Here is a 19,579-nt window from a genome sequence, read left to right as displayed (position 1 = left end):
AAGTTTGAGCCTCCTGCCAAAACTCAACCACATACCTGAAGTTATGAATTACTTTTCCTTCCTGGAAAAGCCGGATCACAAATACAAAGCCGTACTACTTGCTTTTGTGATTCTGCTCTTCCCTTTTTTCGCGCTTTCTCTTTATGTTTTCCCCACAACGGATGATTATTGCCATGCCCTCTCTGTCATTGATATGGGATATTTTGGCTATCAGGAACATTATTGGAAAACCTGGTCGGGAAGGTACATAGGCACCCTTATCTCTGCCACGCAACCGCTCGCTTACGGGTCTTACCTGGGTTATAAACTCGTCCCTATGCTGCTGTTCGGTTTATATGCACATGCCATTCTGAAATTTATGAAGGCGGTGACAATGGATAAGTTACCTGCCTGGAAGGAGTTACTGCTCACCTTCCTTTTTATGTTCGTACTGATAGCTGAGCTGCCGGTCGTATCCGGTTATTTTTACTGGTATACAGGCTATTATTATACTATTGCGGATATCTGCACACTTTATCTTTTTGCCTACCTGATCAGGAATTATCCGGTACAGGGAACCTTCCGGATGGCAGGCCTGTGCGTGGCGCTTTTCATTATTATCGGGATGAACGAGTATAGCCTTGTATGGCTGGTCTCGCTCACAGGGGCTCTTTTTGTGTTTGGAAGTTTCGTCCGAAAAAGATTTTTAATAAACGAGCTGCTTCTTTTCGTGGTTGCCCTCGCTTCAGGTATTCTTTCCATTACGGCACCCGGCAATGGTGCCAGGGCAGAGTCGGGCCTGTACCCCACACCCTTAAAATATAACCTGATATACTCTCTTAAAAACAGTTTGGCGTGGTCCATCCACAACTTTACTAAAATGGCCCCAACGCTATGTATTTTAGCGCTAGTACTTATACCCGTTGCCGCTCAGCTCTATCATTCAAAACAAAAGGGAGAATTTCGCTTTTTTAAGATACACCCGTTTATAGCCCTGCTGGTCTTTTTCGGAACCCTCTATCTGACTTATTTCCCAACCTACTGGTCCATTGCACAGCCTCCCAACTTAAGGGGCCAGTGCCTGATCAATTTCTGGACACTGCTGGGATGGACCTTTAACGTCTTTGTCCTCACTTTTTGGGTACTTGAAAAATATAACGCCCATGTTCCCCAAAAACTGGGAATCCTCTCTTTTGCCGTCGTCTTTTATTTTTTTAGCGTTTACTGCAGTAATTTTAATTACCGGTCGGCCTGGTCCGATCTGCTTACAGGCAGGGCATCAAGGTATTACAGTGAGATGATGGCACGCACGCAGCTGGTTTCGGCCAGTAAAGATCAGATCGTGTATGTTCCCAAGCTTAAAAATACACCCTATACCATTCTGAGCATGAATGAAGATACCGATCCTGCCTGGGCCTCGGTTGAACATGACAATGGCTGTGCGGAATGGTTCTTTAAAAAGAAATTTATTTATAAATAATAAATGCATCAGCGGGGTGAATTAACGGTTTCTTTCTGATTCTCAAGGTATTTATTAGTTTTTTTTTCTGACACTTTGTCTTAATCAGATTCTTTATCTACCTTTGCAAGCCTAAATTCTGAGTAAAGTAGATTTTATAGCGCAATAAATTGATATACAGATGAAACGTACTTATCAGCCTTCGAATCGCAAGAGGAGAAATAAACATGGTTTCCGTGAGAGAATGTCTACAGCGAACGGACGCAAAGTAGTTGCTGGCCGCCGCAAAAAAGGACGCTGGAAACTAACAGTATCTGACGAAAAACGTCACAAGCAATAAGCGGGTTTGATGGTTTGAGATAGGAAGAAAGCTTGTCTTTCAAAGCCTTTGAAGTGAGAGACTGTCAAACTTGAGGGCACCATATCAGCAAAAACTTGAAACAAACTTTCCGTAAAAATGAAAAATTATGTAGCCCCAAAATCATTGGAAGGCTATTTCAAAGAGGTAGTTCGGATGTGCACACGTTCTACCTCTTTCCTTTTAGGGTACTCTACCTGTACGACCCACTGAAAGAAGCAGAGCCTACACAGGTTCTTTTTTCTGTTTCCAAAAAAAACTTCAAAAAAGCCGTCGACCGTAATCTCATACGCCGCCGTTGCCGTGAAGCTTACCGCCTGCAAAAGGAAATATTGGTCTCAGGCTCCTCCGCCGCCCGTCCTGCTTACATTGCTTTTTTGTATCTTGCAAAAGAAACAAGTACTTTCAGCGTTATTGAAAAGGCCATGGGGCAATCTTTAGCTCGTTTGAGTAAACTGCCGCCAGCCTCAAAAAGCGATACTGTTAATTCCTGAACATCGATGAAAAAGTATATCCGTACGGCGTGGTTTGCAGTTCCCCTCGTGGCTGGTCTCGCATTTGTATCCTTCAGACAGGACGACCGCCTGTTCGAAATTGCGCGAAACCTGGATATATACGCCACGTTGTTTAAGGAGCTCAACGCCTATTATGTAGATGAGATTAATCCCAATCAGCTGATAAAAACCAGCATTGACAATATGCTGAGATCATTGGACCCCTACACGGTATACTATGCAGAGGATGATATAGAAGATTACATGACCATGACCACCGGAAAATATAACGGCATTGGGGCTATGGTCAGTTCGTCTGGAGGGAAACATACGGTGATGATGGTTTATGAAGATACCCCGGCACAAAAAGCAGGGCTGCATTTGGGAGACGAGATCCTTAAGATCAACGATATAGATATTTCCGCGCGGGAAGATTTCGATACCGGAAAGCTGCTCAAAGGCCAGACCCAAACGAACGTCAAACTCACTATAAAACGCTACGGCCAGACCAAGCCGCTTGAAATTACACTTTCCAGGGATATCGTTAAGGTAACCAATGTTCCTTATTACGGCATGCTCAGCTCCGATGTTGGTTATATCGACCTCAAGGATTTCACCGCTACCGCTTCAAGGGAAGTAAGAAATGCCTTCCAGGACCTGAAAGGGAAGGGAATGAAATCGCTTGTACTGGATCTGCGGGACAATCCGGGGGGGCTCCTGAATATGGCCATCGAAATTTCAAATATCTTCATTGCCAAAGGAGAAGAAATTGTTTCCACCAAGGGAAAGGTGAGTGAATGGAATAAAACATATACTGCCTATAATCCCGCACTGGACACCGAAATTCCGATTGTAGTACTGACCAATAACCGTAGCGCATCAGCAGCAGAAATTGTTTCAGGGGTTATCCAGGATTATGACAGAGGGGTACTGATTGGCCAGCGGACCTATGGAAAGGGCCTTGTACAAACGACCCGCGACCTGTCCTTTAATACCAAAATGAAGATCACCACGGCCAAGTATTACATCCCCAGCGGCAGGTGTATCCAGGCAATTGATTACAGTCACAGAAATGAGGACGGCAGCGTTGGTAAGATACCCGACTCCCTGATGACAGCATTTAAAACCAAAAACGGCAGGGTGGTTTACGACGGGGGTGGAATTCTGCCCGACATTCTGACGGAAAAAGAAACGTTTTCTCCACTTGCTTCGGCTCTTGGGCGCAACCGGTTATTCTTTGACTACGCGCTTAAGTACCGTTTCGAACATCCTACCATCAAACCTGCAGCGGAATTCCATTTAACCGATTCGGATTATGCTGCTTTTGTAAAATGGCTGGCCGACAAGGAATATGATTACACCACGCAGGTTGAACGTGATCTGAATAGCCTGGAAGCTTCCGCGAAAAAGGAAAAATCCCTGGATGCGATTGAAGACCAACTGAAAGCTTTGAAATCAAAGCTGACGCATAACAAGGATAATGACCTTCAGTTATTCAAAGGAGAGATCAAAAAAATTCTGGAAGAGGAGATCATCAAACACTATTATCTGGAAAAAGGGATGCGTGAGGCGTCTTTCCAGGATGACCCGGAGGTGAAAGCCGCCCTGACCCTATTTAAGGATACGGGCAGATACAGCAGCATTTTAAAAAATAAAAAATAACCTGTCTAAACCCCGGAAGAAATACTCTCCCGGGGTTTTTAAAGTTACACCATGCTTATTCTCAGCATTGATACCTCTACCCGCGGCTGCTCCGTAGCCTTGCACAGAAACGCCGAACTGCTGGCAGGGTATGACCTTTACACTGAACGTTCCTCGTCGGCCATGCTCACCACCCTGGCCGAAAACGTCGTGAAGGATAGCGGTTTCTTTCTCTCCGACCTGGACGCTATTGCAGTAGCAAAGGGCCCCGGCTCCTATACCGGATTGCGTGTGGGTGTCTCCACTGCCAAAGGACTGTGTTATGGGCTTAACAAACCCATGCTTGCGGTCAACACGTTGGAAGCAATGTATCTGCAGACCAAAGGCTTTTTTCCGGAAACCACCCTTTTCTGCCCGATGATTGATGCAAGAAGAATGGAGGTTTACGCTGCCGTTTTTGATTTTCACGGAAATTTGATCCACCCCACCGAAGCCATTATACTCACCGAAAATTCGTTCGACACCGAATTAGAAAGCAATAAGGTTGTTTTTTTTGGTGATGGAGCCGCAAAATGTCAACCGCTTTTTGGTAATCGTGGAAATGCTGTTTTTCCATCAGAGGATATTAAACCTTCTGCCAAAACTGTGGGCATACTGGCGAGCCTCGCTTTTCAAAATCAGCAGTTTGAAAACGTTGCTTCCTTTGAGCCCTATTATCTGAAAGATTTTATGGCACCCTCTCCGCGTAAAAGTGTTTTCAGTAATTGATTTTACGTTTTATTGAGTGGTATCAAACAATCTTTTCCATTTCTGTGTTAACCACAAGGATTAAAGTATCAATATGGAAACCGAAGAAATTGTCAACCGCGTAGCGAACAGTGGCATTGTATCACTGGACCTTGAAGACCTGTACCATCCGGGAGAAAGAATCATTTATGATATAAAAAATAATTTGTTTCAGGGTCTGATACTCAAGGAGAAAGACTTTCGCGACTTCCTCAAAACCCATGATTGGACGCAGTACCAGGGAAAAAACATTGCCGTGCTCTGCTCCGAAGATGCCATTGTACCTACCTGGGCCTACATGCTGCTGGCTACGCACTTGGAGCCTTATGCAAATGAGATCGTTTATGGTTCTCTTGAAACGCTGGAAGCACAGTTATTTTCCAGAGCGATCCGGGCTTTGGATCCGCAGGAATATGCCGGGAAAAGAGTGGTAGTGAAGGGGTGCAGCAAGGTGGAGGTACCTGTCTCGGCGTATATGGAAATCAGCAAGCTGCTGAAACCCGTTGTGCAAAGCCTGATGTTTGGTGAGCCGTGCAGCACCGTTCCCGTTTATAAAAAACCCAAAGCCTAGTCCTTGTTTTCTTCCGGCACTTTGAGCAGCTTAAAGGTCATTCGGTGATAGGAAGTCGGCCCGTAAATACTGATGGCCCTCCTATGTTCGATTGTGGGATACCCGACATTGCTGTGCCAGCCATAATGGGGAAACTGGGCTGACAGCTGATTCATCAGTTCGTCGCGGTGGTTTTTTGCCAGCACCGATGCCGCCGCAATGGAAAGATATTCTGTATCCCCTTTTATGATACAGGTATGCGGAATCATAGGATAAGGCGTAAACCGGTTCCCATCCACCAGTAGGTGTTCGGGCTTGGTATGCAGCAGGTCAACCGCCCGGTGCATGGCCAGAAAACTGGCCTTTAAAATATTCACCTTATCTATTTCAATATTATCGACTTCGCCGATTGCCCACGCAATGGCTTCTTTCATAATTTCCTTTTCCAGCTCAAGACGCTGCATTTTGGAGAGCTGCTTGCTGTCTGTAAGGTAGGCATGTCTATAATCCCTCGGCAGGATAACAGCAGCCGCAACAACGGGCCCCGCCAGGCAACCCCTTCCGACCTCGTCGAGCCCGGCTTCCATTACTTTATGATTATAAAAAGATTTAAGCATTTTAATCTTCTAGAATATTGGCCATAAAAGTACTTTTTGTGCCGATGGCAAGCAAAAAAAACAGGACGGCCCAGTACAGGTATACCCGATAAAAATCCTTCACATCCCGCGAAACAACGTCTTTGGATTTTATTTTTTCCAGCTGGTCAATCTGCTGAAAAACGTTACCCAGCGCTTTATTGTCCGTAGCCCTGAAGTATTTGCCTTCTCCTATCCCCGCAATTTTCTGCAGTTCACTCTCGTCGACCATCGCATTTGAGACCATGGTTGAATCCGTATTTCCCGACTTTTTGGCAACACCGACAGATATGGTATAGATTTTTATTCCAAAGGCTTTTGCAAGTTGTGCGGCCGTGCCCGGGCCAAGGCTTCCAGAAGTATTATCTCCGTCACTGATCAGGATCGCAACCTTACTTTCTCCTTTTGTTTCCCGCATTCTGTTCACGGCTACGGCAAGAGCGCTTCCTATTGCCGTTCCGGCAGTAGGGATCATATTGGGTTCAATTTCGTCCAGGAAACCATACAAGAGTTCGTAGTCCGTCGTAAGAGGGCATAGTGAAACGGCTTCTCCAGCAAAAATGATCAGTCCGATACGATCCTGTAACCTGCCCTTTATGAAATCCCGTGCCACGTTTTTGGCAGCTGTAAGCCGGTTAGGACTCAAGTCCTTCTCGGTCATGGAATCGGAAATATCCATGAGCAGCATGATATCAATACCTTCGGAGTAGCGATCGGTCCTTTCCGAAATTACCTGCGGCCTGGCCAGTGCCACCAGCATGAATATAATACCCAAACCCACCAAAACAGGCTGAACAAACCGCAACAACACAAGCCATTCCAGCGGGCCGCGTACCGGATGATGGGTAATAACCAATCGTTGTTTCTGCTTTCGGTGTAAGGCATTCCTGAGCCAGAACAACAGCGGAACAACCGGAATACCGTACAAAAAGTAAGGGTATGCCCATTGATAAGAGCTGAAGGCGCTATATCCAAACCATTCCAACGAAAACCATTGTTCCATATCAATTCCCTCTGCTAAGATTCCTGACGGTCCAGAATCTGACGGCGCCTGTTTCTGTAAATTTTGGTTGCCCCTGCCTTAAGAACTTCAAGGGAAGCATCCATCTTTTTTGATCTGGCCTGCCCGTAAATCATCCCGTCCATGTTTTTGAGCGCCTCCGCCAGATTTTCATCCGGCATATTATCCATTATTTCACGCGTTGTGTAGGTGGCAAATGGTTTTTTTTCCAGTCGTTCCAGATAGTTCTTCCACACGATGATCGCCTTTTCAGCGTCTTTGATGCTTCCCTTATCCCTGGCATTTCTCAGAAGCCTGTTGAAAGACCGGAGATACTCCAGATGCCGCCTCTGCAGCTTTATGAGCCGCCATTGCTTGGATATGTCATTTCCGAATACCCAGTAAATACTCCCTCCAATGCCGATTATCATAGCAAGTGTACCAATGAGTTTGGAAAAATTGAACTCCCGGTTCAGTGGCAGTAATACCGTATCCGGTGTCAGCGCTTTTTGGCTCTCCAATATATTCAGGTCCTCCTTTTTGAGAAAAACGGTATCGGGTGCTGATAATACAGCCGTACAATCTCTCTTTTCAAAAACAAAGACGGGTACCTGTAAAACCTGCGCCGCAGCTACATCAAAACTTATGAGCTGGTAAATAGCGCTGTCCAGCATCCCTTTTTCATCTGTGGATGAGGTAAATATTTTTTGAGATAAAACTTCGAACGGGGCAAAATTATAAGTAGTATCCGGAAAGAAAACTTCTTTTTCCTGAGAATGACGGAAGCTCAAAGCATAAAAAACGGGCTTACCGACGTCAATACTGTCAGACAAAAACCTACCCTGAGGAAGCGAATTTTGCCCCTGACAGGCCGCAATTGTCAGCCCCAAAAGAACGCTGCATAAGTAGAGAATCCTTTGCAAATATCCCGAAGGGTACAACGGATCAATGCCTGATACTTCTTCAGCAAGTTTTAATTTGCCCATTTCCTCTGATAGTATTTCATGAAACAGCGGTGGAGCCTTTGGTGTAACGTCTTATCTTAAACAAATGTATCAGTGCAGGAACATAATCCTCCTGGGTATTAATGGAAATGTAATCGGCCCTGTTCTGATGGCACAGGCGCTGGAGATCGGTGCTTCTCTTTTTAAAACGGTTCACCATCTCTTCCCTGTACTGCCTGGATGAAGTATTGACCCAAACCGTTTTCTGGCTTTCGGCGTCATACAAGGGGATAATGCCGAGGCTGGGCAAACTGGTCTCGCGGGGGTCATACAGATGTATCACGATCAGGTCGTGTTTCAGCGCTAGTGCTTTCAGGTTATGCTGATAATGGTCATCGATGAAATCCGATATCAGAAATATCAGGCTGCGTCTTTTCAGGACGTTCAGGGCGATTAAAATGCCTTCGGAAATGTTGGTCCGCCCCGAAGCAGGAATAAGTTTGAAAAGCTCGGACAACACGCCATAGCCATGTTTCATCCCATCAGACGGCCTGATGTAGCGTTCATTACGGTCAGAAAAACACAACAGGCCAACCCTGGTTGCTTCCTGAATGGCCGACAAGGTAAGTACGCCACAGATTTCCTTGGCTATATCTATTTTGAGCATCCCTGCCTCTCCTACCTTCTGTGAAGCACTGACATCCAGCATGAAGAAAGCGGTCTGTTCCTTATCCTCTTTAAAAATCTTGATGAAAGTTCCATGTCCTTTGGCCGAAGTATTCCAGTCAATAGCCCGCACGTCGTCGCCATACTGATAAGGTCGCAATTCATCAAACTCCAGACCCGAACCTTTAAAGACAGAATGAAAATTTCCGTGACGTTCGCTGGTAACGGCTTTTCTCATCCGGATTTCATACTTCCGCAACTTTCCCAAAAACTGTTCAAACATACGTTTTGCGAAAAAATTACCACCTTTGTGACATCATTGACATTAACAAAGATAGCCATTTTGAGAGTTAGTCACCGGAAAGCGAATAATATATCGCCTATTTTAGTTTTTTTGGGCTTACTACTACTTGTACTATCCGCTTGTTCTCAGGAAGATACAGCCCCGGAAGGTACGCTGTCTCCGGAAAAAATGGCGCTGATACTTGCTGATATTCATATTGCTGAGTCCAGGGTAACCCGGCTTCAGTTAAAATCTACGGACTCTTCCATTATTGTTTTTGATAAACTGAAAACAGACATTTGGAAAAAACATAAAGTAGATACCACGGTATATAATAGCAGCTATACCTATTATGTCAGTCATCCTCAGCAGATGAAACAGATTTACCAGGAGGTCAATAAGAATCTGGAAAAACGAGAAAAAATAAATAACATTAAACTCTGACCGGCACCTTTTCTTACTCAACCCTAAATCAGATCACCCGTGAGCAAAAGTATTGTAGTAATTCCTACCTACAACGAAATTGAGAATATTGATGCCATCATCAGAAAAGTTTTTAGTTTAACGCATCCTTTCCACGTGTTGATTATTGATGACGGATCTCCTGACGGTACGGCAAATGTGGTGAGGAATCTGATGCCGGAGTTCTCGGGGGCGCTCCACCTGGTAGAAAGAAAAGGTAAGCTGGGCCTTGGAACCGCCTACATTCACGGCTTTAAATGGGCTCTGGAAAAAGGTTATGAATATATCTTTGAAATGGATGCGGACTTCTCCCATCCTCCGGAAGACCTGATCAGGTTGCATCATGCATGCGCCGCCGAAGGCCACGACCTGGCTATAGGGTCCAGGTATATCACCGGTGTCAATGTGGTGAACTGGCCTATTAACCGTGTATTGATGTCCTATTTTGCTGGTTATTACGTGCGTATGGTCACCGGCATGCAAATCATGGACCCTACCGCGGGATTCATCTGTTACACTGCCAGAGTATTAAAAACGATCGATCTGGACAACATCCGTTTTATTGGTTATGCCTTCCAGATCGAGATGAAATTCAATTCCTGGAAATATGGGTTCAAGATCGTTGAAGTACCCATTATCTTCACCGACCGCACGCGTGGCGCTTCCAAAATGTCCCCAGGGATTTTTAAAGAAGCTATTCTGGGTGTTATCAGTCTGAAGATCGGGAGCTTCTTTAAACGTTATATTCCTAAAAGCTAAGCTCGGAAATAGCCAGCCAGCTCATTAGCCCGGTAGAAATTTCCAGCGCTTCCTCGTCTATATCAAAAGTTGGTGTATGTACACCGGATACTATGCCCCTTGCTTCGTTCCTGGTACCCAGTCGGTAAAAACAGGAATCAACCACCTGGGAATAAAAAGCAAAGTCTTCTCCTGCCATCCAGAGATCCAGGTCAATCACATTTTCTGCGCCCATATATTCCGTGGCCGAAGACCGCATGCGGCGCGTCAGTTCGGGATGGTTTTTCAGGAATGGGTACCCTTTCACAATTTCAAAAACACAGCTGCCCCCCATGGATTCGGCTATCAGCTCAGCCATTTTTTTCATACGCTTCAGGCCGTCTTCGCGCCAGGCCTCATCCATGCAGCGCCAGGTTCCCTGGATCGTAACCTCGTTGGGTATTACATTGGTAACACCATCAGCAATGAACCTGCCAAAGGATAAAACGGCCGGATTGGACGGGTTCCTGTTTCTGCTGACAATCTGCTGTAACGCGACAATGATGTGTGAAGCCATCAGTACGGGGTCTATCAGCTGGTGCGGTGCAGCGGCGTGCCCTCCTTTGCCGACTACGGTAAGGTAAAGTTCATCGGTGCTGGCCATATACATTCCTTCCCGAAAGCCTATTTTTCCAACCGGAATATTCGGTGCTACATGCTGCCCTACCATACTCACGGGTTTCGGGTTTTCCAGTACTCCTTCTTTTATCATTAGTGAGGCTCCGCCGGGTGCTTTTTCCTCTGCCGGCTGAAAAACCAGCTTAACCGTCCCTTCAAATTCATCACGCAGCTGGCGAAGAATATTGGCTGTGCCCAAAAGCGACGAAGTGTGGACGTCGTGCCCGCAAGCGTGCATAACCCCCGGGTTGATCGATTTGTAGGGAACGTCATTGGCTTCATGGATTGGCAATGCATCCATATCCGCCCTTAACCCGACAATCCTGCTTTTCGGGTTTTTTCCTTCGATCAGCGCTACCACACCAGTACCGGCAACGCCTTCCTGCGGACTGAGCCCCATAGCCTGTAATTCCCTGGCTACGAAACCTGCTGTTTTAAATTCCTCAAATGAAAGTTCGGGGTTTTTGTGAAGGTGCTGTCTGGTGGCGATCACTTTTGCTGACTGTTCCCTGGCCAGTGCCTTTATCTTTTGTTGCAGATCAAACATGACTTTTACTGAATGGTATATTGCTGAATGCGTAACATCAAAATGTTTGATAGCAAAGGTACGAAGGAAATAAACGGCCTTTGCTATCAATCAAAACAGAATTACACACGGCCATTTATAAACCTTTGGCTAATTACCGTCCAGACTTTGAAAGTACTTATAAGAAAAAAAAGTAATTTTGGCCCTATACATAAACAAGCAAACACCAAATGACCCATCAGGATTTCCTTAAAGCGTTGGTATGCCCATTAACCGGCGGCCCCTTAAAAATATCAGAAGACGGCAAAACACTTACCAGTGAAGACGGTACCCTATATGAAGTGGGAGATACAGGCATTGTTAACATGCTATATCCTAAAGAATTACTTCCGGCTGATGCTCGCGAGCAATACCTTTACGATCAGGCATTTTTGAGGTATGACAAGGGTGTATCCTGGGTATTTGAAACGCTGAACCATTCTGACGAAGCGGCTACCCGCAAGTTTTTTATTGATCTTATGGAGCTGAAACCGGGAATGAAGGCGCTGGAAGTGGGTGCAGGCACAGGTAAAGACTCTGCTTTGATACTGGACAAAATCAGGCCGGGAGGAACAGCGGTGCTGTCGGACCTATCTCCGAATATGTTGAAACTGGCGCAGGAAAAACTTTCGACAGAAGACCTCAACGTACATTATTTCCTTGGAAATGGCTCTTATCTGCCTTTTCCTGATGATACTTTCGATGCCGTTTTCCATTTCGGCGGGATCAATACCTTTTCGGAAAGAAAAAGAGCTTTCGACGAACTCACCCGTGTGGTACGCCCCGGCGGAAAAGTAGTTGTGGGCGACGAAAGCGTAGCGCCCTGGCTGAGAAAGCATCCTTCCTATGCTACGTTGCTGAAGGCCAATCCCCTTTTCCGTGCCGAAGTACCCCTGGAGGACGTTCCGGCTAATATTGAAAATTTCAAACTTCATTATGTTTTCGGAAATGCATTTTATGTCATGGACTACCGCGTTACTGCAAAAGCTCCGGAAGTTGACATAGACCTGCCCATTCCTGGAAAAGATTTCGTAGATAACTGGCGCCTGAGAGCGGAGAAGGCGGAGGACTAGTAGAAGTAGGCAGTACACACTAAATCAGGATAATGGCATCACATGACTTTCGCGATCTGATGGCGTACAAGTTCGGTTTTGAATTAGCAATGAGCATTTTTGAAATAACTAAAAATTTTCCTGCAGCCGAACGATTTTCACTTACAGATCAAATTCGCAGATCTAGCCGATCCGTTTGTGCCTGCATAGGAGAGGCTTATCGTAAAAGGAGGTATCCAGCCCATTTTGTGTCAAAGGTTTCCGATGCGGACATGGAAAATTGTGAAACGCAGGTATGGCTGGAATTTTCTTTTGCATGCAAATACATCACTGCTGAACTCTATGAAAACCTGAATTCTCAATCTCAAACTATAGGGAGATTACTTTCATTCATGATTAACAACCCGGACAAATTTTCTAATCTAAAGCATGGATAGGTAGTTCTAATAGCCTACTTCATACTGCAACCGCTTACTAAAATGTGGATCAAACAAGGAGTTATATATAAACCGGATGGCAGCTTGCCGCATAGCCGGACACACGCTCAGGTTCCCTTTGCCTACAAACATGATGACTTTCTAAGGGTTTATTTTTCGTCCCGGGATGACAGCGGCCAGTCTCGCCCAACCTTTATTGACGTTGATTACGACGATCCGAAAAAGATCCTTTATATCCACGACAAGCCTGTTCTTGAACTGGGAGGCCCGGGTGAATATGATGAAACCGGAGCGATGCCGGCCTGGTTCGTAAACCGGCCAAACGGGGATATCTGGCTGTATTATACCGGCTGGAACCGTACCTGGAATTCGTACCGGCTTTCTATGGGGCTTTCCGTAAGCCACGATGGCGGCCTTACTTTCACGAAAATGTTCCGGGGCCCTATCATGGACCGCAGTATTCAGAACCCGATCTGGGCGGCTCAGCCTTCAGTGATGATTGAGGACGATGGAACCTGGCGCATGTGGTATATCTCAGGCCATAAATGTGAATACATACACGGTTATCCGGAGCCCTACTACCGGGCGCAATCTGCTGTTTCAAAGGATGGCATTCACTGGGAAATCAGTGACATTCCCACCCTGGATTTTGACGATTTCCTTCATGCAGTGGGTCGTCCAAGCGTTTTCAAGGAAGATGGCATCTATAAAATGTTCTATTCGTACCGCCATAGCCGCGATTACCGTACAGACCGCAACCAGAGCTACCGCCTGGGATATGCAGAATCCATAGACGGTACCAACTGGGAAAGGAAAGATCACCTGGTGGGTATTGCAAAATCTGAAAATCCGGAAGATTTTGATTATCAAATGATTGACTACGCATATACCTATCAGCATAAAGGAAAAAAATACCTTTTGTACAACGGGAACGGATTCGGTGCCGCCGGATTCGGTTATGCTGTCTGGGAAGATTAAGAAAATAAATACAACCCGGTTTTCATGCGGATGATCCTGAAATTTTGCTGACTGATGTCATAAATCAGGTGGAAGTTGAGTTATAATTTTGATCGGGAAACGTGGCTAGTACACTTTCAGTGATCATAAATCTTAAACAGAAAAATTATGAGTGAAATACGGAAACAATTCAATGAAGACGGGTTCGTCATATTAAGAAACTTTCTGGACAAAGAAATTGTCAACGAAATTTATACCGAAGCCCGCAAAATATTCGCGGTGCAGATCAAACGTGTAACGGGCAAATCTGTTGATATTGACAACAAGTCGGAATTCGAGAATGCTATGTTCGAATTTTTTGAAAAGGATTTCACCGCATTTGTCAATACCGGGAAAACGGTTCAGCATTCTTTTTCACTGCACCGGCTGGGCGTAGACCCCAAAATCGAAGCTGTTTTGAAAGAAGTTGGATTGAGCAGTCCGATCATAGGCGCACGGGCCGCCATGCAGTTTAACAGCAGGTTTTTGTCAAAGAACGGCAGCAAACACTGGAAACTGGATGCGCATCAGGACTGGCGAACCGGCCAGGGCTCGCTGGACAGTACGGTCATTTGGTTCCCGATGGTGGACGCCGGAGCAGACATCGGCGCCCTTCAGGTTATTCCGGGTAGCCACAAGATAGGACTTCAGGAATCCAGTACATCGGGCTATCAGGGCGGTATCACTGCTGATCTGAAAGAAGATGCCTTCATCCAGACAGAATTTCAGGTGGGAGACATCCTTGTGTTTTCCGCTTTCCTGATCCACCAGTCAGGGAACAACATCACCAATAACATCCGCTGGTCGGTACAGCTGCGGTATAATAACCTGGACGAGCCTACTTTTATTGAACGTGGCTACCCGATGGCCTATATCTATCAACCTGAAAAAGAACTGGTTACGCCGGACTTCCCGACCGTAGCGCAGTTGCAGGAGGTATTCAGTTAATGATATAAAAACTTAATTACAGCATTGGCTCACTCGGGCCAATGCTATTTTTATTATGAAGGTTTCGGTTTGCGTCCCTACTTATAATCACGAAAAGTATATTGCCCAGATGCTGGAAGGCGCACTTTCCCAGCAAACAAATTTCCCATTTGAGATTGTGATCGGAGATGACGCCTCTACCGACCAGACAGCCGAAATCATCCGCCAATATGAAGCGGCATACCCGGGCCGCATACGCGCATTTTTGCACGAGGTCAATCAGGGGCCGGCTGAGCCAAGGGAATTTGCAGGAAGAAACAACGTTTTGGGCCTTATAAAAGCCTGCTGCGGCCAGTATGTGGCCATGTGCGAAGGAGATGATTACTGGACGGATCCTTTTAAACTACAAAAACAGGTCGATTTTTTAGATTCCCACCCCGACTTTTACATTTGTCATCACAACATGCTGGTGATTTATGAGGATGGGTCTCCTTCTCATTTATTTAATGCCGAAGATCAGAAACTTACTTCCTCAATAGCCGATATTCTGGCAGACAAATGGTTTATGGCAACCGCCAGCTGGCTTTACCGAAATCATTTCCTGGATCATGATTTTGCACCGTGGCATGCCAGCGCCGCGGCGGGTGACTGGGCCATCATGATACAGCTTGCTGCCCAGGGAGGTATAGGGTATATCCCCGAAACCATGGGGGTTTACCGCAAGCATCATGCGGGGCTAAGTAATGTGCATGCCCAAACAAACATCGGCTTTGTGAAGAACAGGAAAGAAATGTTTGAAAACGTAAATAAATGGCTGGATTACCGATACGACACCATCATTTCCGAAACAGTGGCCAGGTACGACCAGATACTTCCACCCGCATAAATTGGCAGATCGGATTAATAATCTTTAATTTGTAGTGTTTTCAACTTTAACAACGAATGAAGCTAAGCGTCGTAATACCAGCTTATAACGAGGAGGAGTCCATTACACACACCCTGACATCGCTGCATAATACGTTAAACAAATACGATATCCCGCATGAGATTTGTGTCACCAATGACAACTCCAAAGACGGGACACTGGCGGTTCTTCAGCAACTTTCCGAGCAAATTCCCGAGCTGGTGTATTATACCAACCCCGGTCCCAACGGTTTTGGGTATGCCGTAAGATATGGCCTGGAACGTTTCAGTGGAGACTGTGTGGCTGTTTTCATGGCCGATATGTCAGACGATCCTGAGGACCTCGTGAAATATTACAAAAAAATGGTAGAAGGCGGCTATGACTGCGTTTTCGGGTCGCGCTGGGAAAAAGGAGGACAGGTTATTGATTACCCCGCACTTAAAAAAGTGATTAACCGGGTCGCTAATTTTATTGTAAGAATGGTAATGGGTATCAAATATAATGATACCACCAATGCTTTTAAGCTTTATAAACGCGAGACGATTGAAGGTATCAAACCGTTTCTTGCACCCCATTTTAACCTGACCATCGAGCTACCCTTGAAAGCAATAGTACGTGGTTATAACTACGCGGTAGTGCCCAACAGCTGGACCAACCGGAAATACGGCGAATCCAAACTTAAAATAAAGGAAATGGGCAGCCGTTACTTTTTCATCCTGATGTACTGCCTGATAGAAAAGTATTTCTCCCAGGGCGATTTTATGAAAAAGGACCTTGCCCCTAAAAAGGAAGTCAGCAGATAGGCGTACGGGATATAGAGCGGAAACAAGGATTTAATGCCGGACCGACGCCGCGCCTGCTATCTGAACCATTCCTGGATAAACGTAACCTTGTGCGCAATGTAGGAAATTCCGAGGCCCCAGGCTACTGCACTCACAGCCATCCACAAAAAAATAGAAGCACGCGGTACCTTAAAGGCCACCGCCAGAATCGGGCCAAACAGGGGTGTAAATAACGGTGGTGTAAGAAACGCAATCCCAACGATCCCAAACTTTTTCCAGATTCTGACCGCCAGCCGATTTGTTCTTGTAAATCTTTTGGGGGGTGTTTTCCTTCTCTTTGCGGTCAATGCCTGTATCCCCTTTCCTACATAAGTAAGCAGAAATACCGTAAACATCATCCCCGCAGCAGAACATATTGCGGTTTCTACCCAGTTAAGTTTCAGGACAACACCGGTGATAGGCCCCCCGAAAAACTTCAGAGTGCTGGCAAGTGCTACCGAAAGATATTTTAAAAATTCGCTTTTCATCTAAATCCTGACTTGTATCATATTTGTTGCAAAACGCCTTGTTTCCTGATCCGTTTCAACGTAGTCCTGAAAAGATGGTTTTTTTATAAACTTAATTTTGGCGACACTATCAATAATTACATCAGATATTTCAAGAAAACCTATTTTCTCCTGTAAAAACGCTTCTACCGCTATTTCATTGGCTGCATTAACAACACAGGCTGCATTTCCACCCTTTTCCAATGCTTCGTAAGCAAGAACCAGATTTCGGAAAGTTTCCAGGTCAGGTTTTTCAAAAGTAAGTGAGGGATAGTTGCTGAAATCAAATCTCGGAAAATCGGACTGAAGCCTTTTGGGATAGCCAAGGGCGTACTGTATGGGTAGTTTCATGTCCGGCAATCCCATCTGTGCTTTAATGCTGCCGTCGCCAAACTGAACCATGGAATGAATGATGCTTTGCGGATGCACAATTACATCGATCCGGGAAGGTTCCAGATCAAAAAGCCATTTGGCTTCAATAACCTCGAGGCCTTTATTCATTAAAGTTGCCGAGTCAATGGTAATTTTGGCACCCATGCTCCAGTTCGGGTGCCTGAGCGCCTGCTGCCTGGTAACACCGGCCAAAAACGCCCTGTCCTTTCCTCTGAAAGGTCCTCCCGAGGCTGTCAGGATGATTTTTTCAATGCGGTTATCTGCTTCTCCGGCCAGGCATTGAAAAATGGCTGAATGTTCTGAATCAACCGGAAAAATATGGACCCCGTTTTCCCTTGCCAGAGAGGTAACAAGCTCTCCCGCAACTACCAGGGTTTCTTTATTGGCCAGCGCGATATCTTTTCCCGCCCCAATGGCTTTAATCGTTGGCAGCAAGCCGGAATAACCTACCATAGCCGTCAATACCATATCCACCGAGCCCGACTGCACCACATCGCCCAGGGCTTCATCACCTGCATATATTTTGATGGGAAGATTGCGCAACGCCCCGGCAACCTGATTATATAGGCTCTGGGTAGTAATTACTACTTCCTTTGGCCGGAATTCGATCGCCTGCCGGATAAGCAGCTCCGCGTTGCTCCGTGCGGTTAAGACTTCTACTGAAAAAGAACTACTGTTGGCTCTGATCACCTCCAGCGCCTGTGTCCCGATTGAGCCGGTTGAACCCAGAATGGCAATCCCTTTTTTATTCATACAATGGGCTTCATTAAAACGTGTTGGTCAGGAAGTTGCTAGCCCCGACAGTTCATCCGCAATTTTCCGGTCATTGGAAAGCCTCGGGACTTTATTTTGTCCGCCCAGTTTCCCTTGTGACCGCATATAATTGATGAATGCATTCTTAGGTAAATTCTTAATGATCAGACGGCGAAGAATATTTCCGGTAATAAGGTCATCGTAATATACGTTCAGTTCCGTCAGCTTCTGGTCTATGTCCTGGGCAAATTGCTCCGGACTAGCCGGTTCCCTTGCAAATTCGATCAGCCATTCATGGTACGGCAGGCCTTCCGCCGGAGACACCATGGGCGCCACGGTAAATTCAGTAACCTCCACCTCCGGGTGACGGGTCATCGCGTATTGCAATGCTTTCTCTATTTCCTCGCCAATAACATGCTCCCCGAATGCAGATATAAAATGCTTGATCCGCCCGCTGACAATTACGCGGTAAGGATTTGTGGAAACAAACCTGACAGTATCGCCGATCGAGTATCCCCAGAGCCCGGCGTTACTGTTGATGATCACAGCATAATTCCGGCCAACCTCTACCTCCCCTATTGACAACCGCACCGGGTTTTCATCATAATAGTTCTCGGCAGGTATAAATTCGTAAAAGATACCTGTGTTAAGCAACAGCAGCATCCCCTCTTCATACTGAGAATCCTGGTAAGCCAGAAACCCCTCCGATGCAGGGTATAGCTCAATGGAGTCCACAGGCTTGCCTATCGACTCAAATAATTTGGCCCGGTAAGGTTCAAAATTCACACCTCCGTAAATAAACAGGGAGAAGTCAGGAAATACATCCTTGATCTGTCTGCCTGTCCGTTCAATGATCCTGTCGAAGTACATCTGTACCCAGGGAGGTATCCCAGAGATGAGTGACATCGGCTGACCCAGCGTTTCGTCAATGATTTTTTCAAGTTTCGTTTCCCAGTCTTCAATGCAGTTGGTTTCGTAACTTGGAAGCTGATTGGAGCGCAGATAGGCCGGAACATGGTGGTTTGAAATGCCAGAGAGCCTGCCTGTGAGCACTCCGCCTGTCTCGGTCAGAACCGGACTTCCGGAAAGAAAAATAAGCTTTTTGTCCAGAAAAGCCGCTTTCTTCGTTTCGGCTATATAGTTAAGTATCGCATTACGCGCAGAGTCGATATGATTGGATATGGAATCTTTCGAAATCGGAATGTATTTGGTGCCGGATGTGGTGCCGGATGTTTTGGCAAAGTACAGAGGTTTCCCTGGCCAGAGTATATTTTCCTCTCCCTGTTTGATACGCGCTATATATCCTTTGATGTCTTCATAATCGCTTATAGGCACAGCCTGTCTGAAATCGGCATAGGAATGGATGTCCCTGAAAAAATGATCCTTTCCAAACTGAGTTGCCCCCGCTTGTTTTACCAGCCTTTTTCGCCATTCTTCCTGAACTTCCACACTCCGTTCAATCCATTCCCTTTGCTTTTGAACGATGTACTTAGCCAATGGCTCGCTTAATAGTGCTCTGATTCCCATAGTGAAAACAAAGGTACACAGGATTTGCAAATTCTATATTTAAACA

General features: G+C 45.9%; 22 protein-coding genes. 14 read left to right on the top strand and 8 right to left on the bottom strand.

Annotated features, from left to right (window positions below; genetic code table 11):
- Positions 1 to 43 precede the first annotated feature (43 nt).
- From KOE27_RS22945 to KOE27_RS22920, 6 genes are all read left to right on the top strand, one after another.
- Positions 44 to 1,459, top strand: coding sequence for a hypothetical protein (locus KOE27_RS22945; protein WP_215241094.1), 1,416 nt, complete (start codon positions 44 to 46; stop codon positions 1,457 to 1,459).
- Between the two features lie 160 nt (positions 1,460 to 1,619).
- The gene (gene rpmH, locus KOE27_RS22940) at positions 1,620 to 1,778 is read left to right on the top strand and encodes a 50S ribosomal protein L34 (RefSeq protein ID WP_215241093.1); all 159 of its coding nucleotides are present in this window, start codon (positions 1,620 to 1,622) and stop codon (positions 1,776 to 1,778) included.
- A 95-nt stretch (positions 1,779 to 1,873) separates the two neighbouring features.
- Entirely contained in the window at positions 1,874 to 2,290 is a 417-nt protein-coding gene (rnpA, locus tag KOE27_RS22935; RefSeq protein ID WP_215241092.1) for a ribonuclease P protein component, read from the top strand.
- 6 nt (positions 2,291 to 2,296) lie between these two features.
- Positions 2,297 to 3,952, top strand: a complete 1,656-nt coding sequence (locus KOE27_RS22930; protein WP_215241091.1) for a S41 family peptidase — start codon at positions 2,297 to 2,299, stop codon at positions 3,950 to 3,952.
- Between the two features lie 51 nt (positions 3,953 to 4,003).
- Entirely contained in the window at positions 4,004 to 4,699 is a 696-nt protein-coding gene (gene tsaB, locus KOE27_RS22925) for a tRNA (adenosine(37)-N6)-threonylcarbamoyltransferase complex dimerization subunit type 1 TsaB (protein WP_215241090.1), read from the top strand.
- Between the two features lie 73 nt (positions 4,700 to 4,772).
- A complete protein-coding gene (locus KOE27_RS22920) occupies positions 4,773 to 5,288 on the top strand; it encodes a DUF2480 family protein (protein ID WP_215241089.1) in 516 nt (171 codons plus the stop codon).
- Here the strand turns inward: KOE27_RS22920 and KOE27_RS22915 are convergent.
- From KOE27_RS22915 to KOE27_RS22900, 4 genes are read right to left on the bottom strand one after another with little or no spacing between them, the layout of a single operon-like run.
- The gene (locus tag KOE27_RS22915; RefSeq protein WP_215241088.1) at positions 5,285 to 5,884 is read right to left on the bottom strand and encodes a ribonuclease HII; all 600 of its coding nucleotides are present in this window, start codon (positions 5,882 to 5,884) and stop codon (positions 5,285 to 5,287) included. The genes KOE27_RS22920 and KOE27_RS22915 overlap by 4 nt on opposite strands.
- A 1-nt stretch (position 5,885) precedes the next feature.
- Positions 5,886 to 6,905, bottom strand: coding sequence for a VWA domain-containing protein (locus KOE27_RS22910; protein ID WP_215241087.1), 1,020 nt, complete (start codon positions 6,903 to 6,905; stop codon positions 5,886 to 5,888).
- A 14-nt stretch (positions 6,906 to 6,919) separates the two neighbouring features.
- The gene (locus KOE27_RS22905) at positions 6,920 to 7,888 is read right to left on the bottom strand and encodes a hypothetical protein (protein ID WP_229252896.1); all 969 of its coding nucleotides are present in this window, start codon (positions 7,886 to 7,888) and stop codon (positions 6,920 to 6,922) included.
- A gap of 16 nt (positions 7,889 to 7,904) precedes the next feature.
- Entirely contained in the window at positions 7,905 to 8,795 is an 891-nt protein-coding gene (locus tag KOE27_RS22900) for a DUF58 domain-containing protein (protein ID WP_215241086.1), read from the bottom strand.
- Positions 8,796 to 8,906: 111 nt separating this feature from the next.
- On the opposite strand from KOE27_RS22900, the gene KOE27_RS29700 reads away from it, so the two are divergent.
- Positions 8,907 to 9,239, top strand: coding sequence for a DUF4296 domain-containing protein (locus KOE27_RS29700; protein WP_229252895.1), 333 nt, complete (start codon positions 8,907 to 8,909; stop codon positions 9,237 to 9,239).
- A 39-nt stretch (positions 9,240 to 9,278) separates the two neighbouring features.
- Positions 9,279 to 10,016: a polyprenol monophosphomannose synthase gene (locus KOE27_RS22890; RefSeq protein ID WP_215241084.1), complete on the top strand. Its 738-nt coding sequence runs from the start codon at positions 9,279 to 9,281 to the stop codon at positions 10,014 to 10,016.
- Here KOE27_RS22890 and KOE27_RS22885 read toward each other — a convergent pair.
- Entirely contained in the window at positions 10,006 to 11,199 is a 1,194-nt protein-coding gene (locus tag KOE27_RS22885) for a M20 metallopeptidase family protein (protein WP_215241083.1), read from the bottom strand. The genes KOE27_RS22890 and KOE27_RS22885 overlap by 11 nt on opposite strands.
- A 209-nt stretch (positions 11,200 to 11,408) precedes the next feature.
- Between KOE27_RS22885 and KOE27_RS22880 the strand changes: the two genes are divergently transcribed.
- From KOE27_RS22880 to KOE27_RS22855, 6 genes are all read left to right on the top strand, one after another.
- On the top strand, positions 11,409 to 12,290 hold the full coding sequence (locus KOE27_RS22880) for a class I SAM-dependent methyltransferase (RefSeq protein ID WP_215241082.1): 882 nt from the start codon (positions 11,409 to 11,411) through the stop codon (positions 12,288 to 12,290).
- A 32-nt stretch (positions 12,291 to 12,322) separates the two neighbouring features.
- The gene (locus KOE27_RS22875) at positions 12,323 to 12,706 is read left to right on the top strand and encodes a four helix bundle protein (protein ID WP_215241081.1); all 384 of its coding nucleotides are present in this window, start codon (positions 12,323 to 12,325) and stop codon (positions 12,704 to 12,706) included.
- A gap of 42 nt (positions 12,707 to 12,748) precedes the next feature.
- On the top strand, positions 12,749 to 13,684 hold the full coding sequence (locus KOE27_RS22870) for a hypothetical protein (RefSeq protein WP_215241080.1): 936 nt from the start codon (positions 12,749 to 12,751) through the stop codon (positions 13,682 to 13,684).
- Between the two features lie 147 nt (positions 13,685 to 13,831).
- The gene (locus tag KOE27_RS22865) at positions 13,832 to 14,650 is read left to right on the top strand and encodes a phytanoyl-CoA dioxygenase family protein (protein WP_215241079.1); all 819 of its coding nucleotides are present in this window, start codon (positions 13,832 to 13,834) and stop codon (positions 14,648 to 14,650) included.
- 55 nt (positions 14,651 to 14,705) lie between these two features.
- Entirely contained in the window at positions 14,706 to 15,515 is an 810-nt protein-coding gene (locus KOE27_RS22860; RefSeq protein WP_215241078.1) for a glycosyltransferase family 2 protein, read from the top strand.
- Between the two features lie 56 nt (positions 15,516 to 15,571).
- A complete protein-coding gene (locus tag KOE27_RS22855) occupies positions 15,572 to 16,336 on the top strand; it encodes a glycosyltransferase family 2 protein (protein ID WP_215241077.1) in 765 nt (254 codons plus the stop codon).
- A 56-nt stretch (positions 16,337 to 16,392) separates the two neighbouring features.
- Here KOE27_RS22855 and KOE27_RS22850 read toward each other — a convergent pair whose 3' ends face one another.
- The 3 genes from KOE27_RS22850 to KOE27_RS22840 are packed head-to-tail and all read right to left on the bottom strand — an operon-like array spanning position 16,393 to position 19,533.
- Positions 16,393 to 16,842 carry a hypothetical protein gene (locus KOE27_RS22850; RefSeq protein WP_215241076.1) on the bottom strand — a complete coding sequence of 150 codons (450 nt, stop codon included), beginning with the start codon at positions 16,840 to 16,842 and terminating at the stop codon, positions 16,393 to 16,395.
- Positions 16,843 to 18,006: a 1-deoxy-D-xylulose-5-phosphate reductoisomerase gene (locus KOE27_RS22845; RefSeq protein WP_215241075.1), complete on the bottom strand. Its 1,164-nt coding sequence runs from the start codon at positions 18,004 to 18,006 to the stop codon at positions 16,843 to 16,845.
- Between the two features lie 27 nt (positions 18,007 to 18,033).
- A complete protein-coding gene (locus KOE27_RS22840; RefSeq protein ID WP_215241074.1) occupies positions 18,034 to 19,533 on the bottom strand; it encodes a GH3 auxin-responsive promoter family protein in 1,500 nt (499 codons plus the stop codon).
- Positions 19,534 to 19,579: the final 46 nt, after the last annotated feature.

It is taken from the genome of Dyadobacter sp. CECT 9275 (assembly GCF_907164905.1).
In the GTDB taxonomy this organism is placed as follows: domain Bacteria; phylum Bacteroidota; class Bacteroidia; order Cytophagales; family Spirosomataceae; genus Dyadobacter; species Dyadobacter helix.
This window is presented reverse-complemented; position numbering and strand designations above follow the sequence as displayed.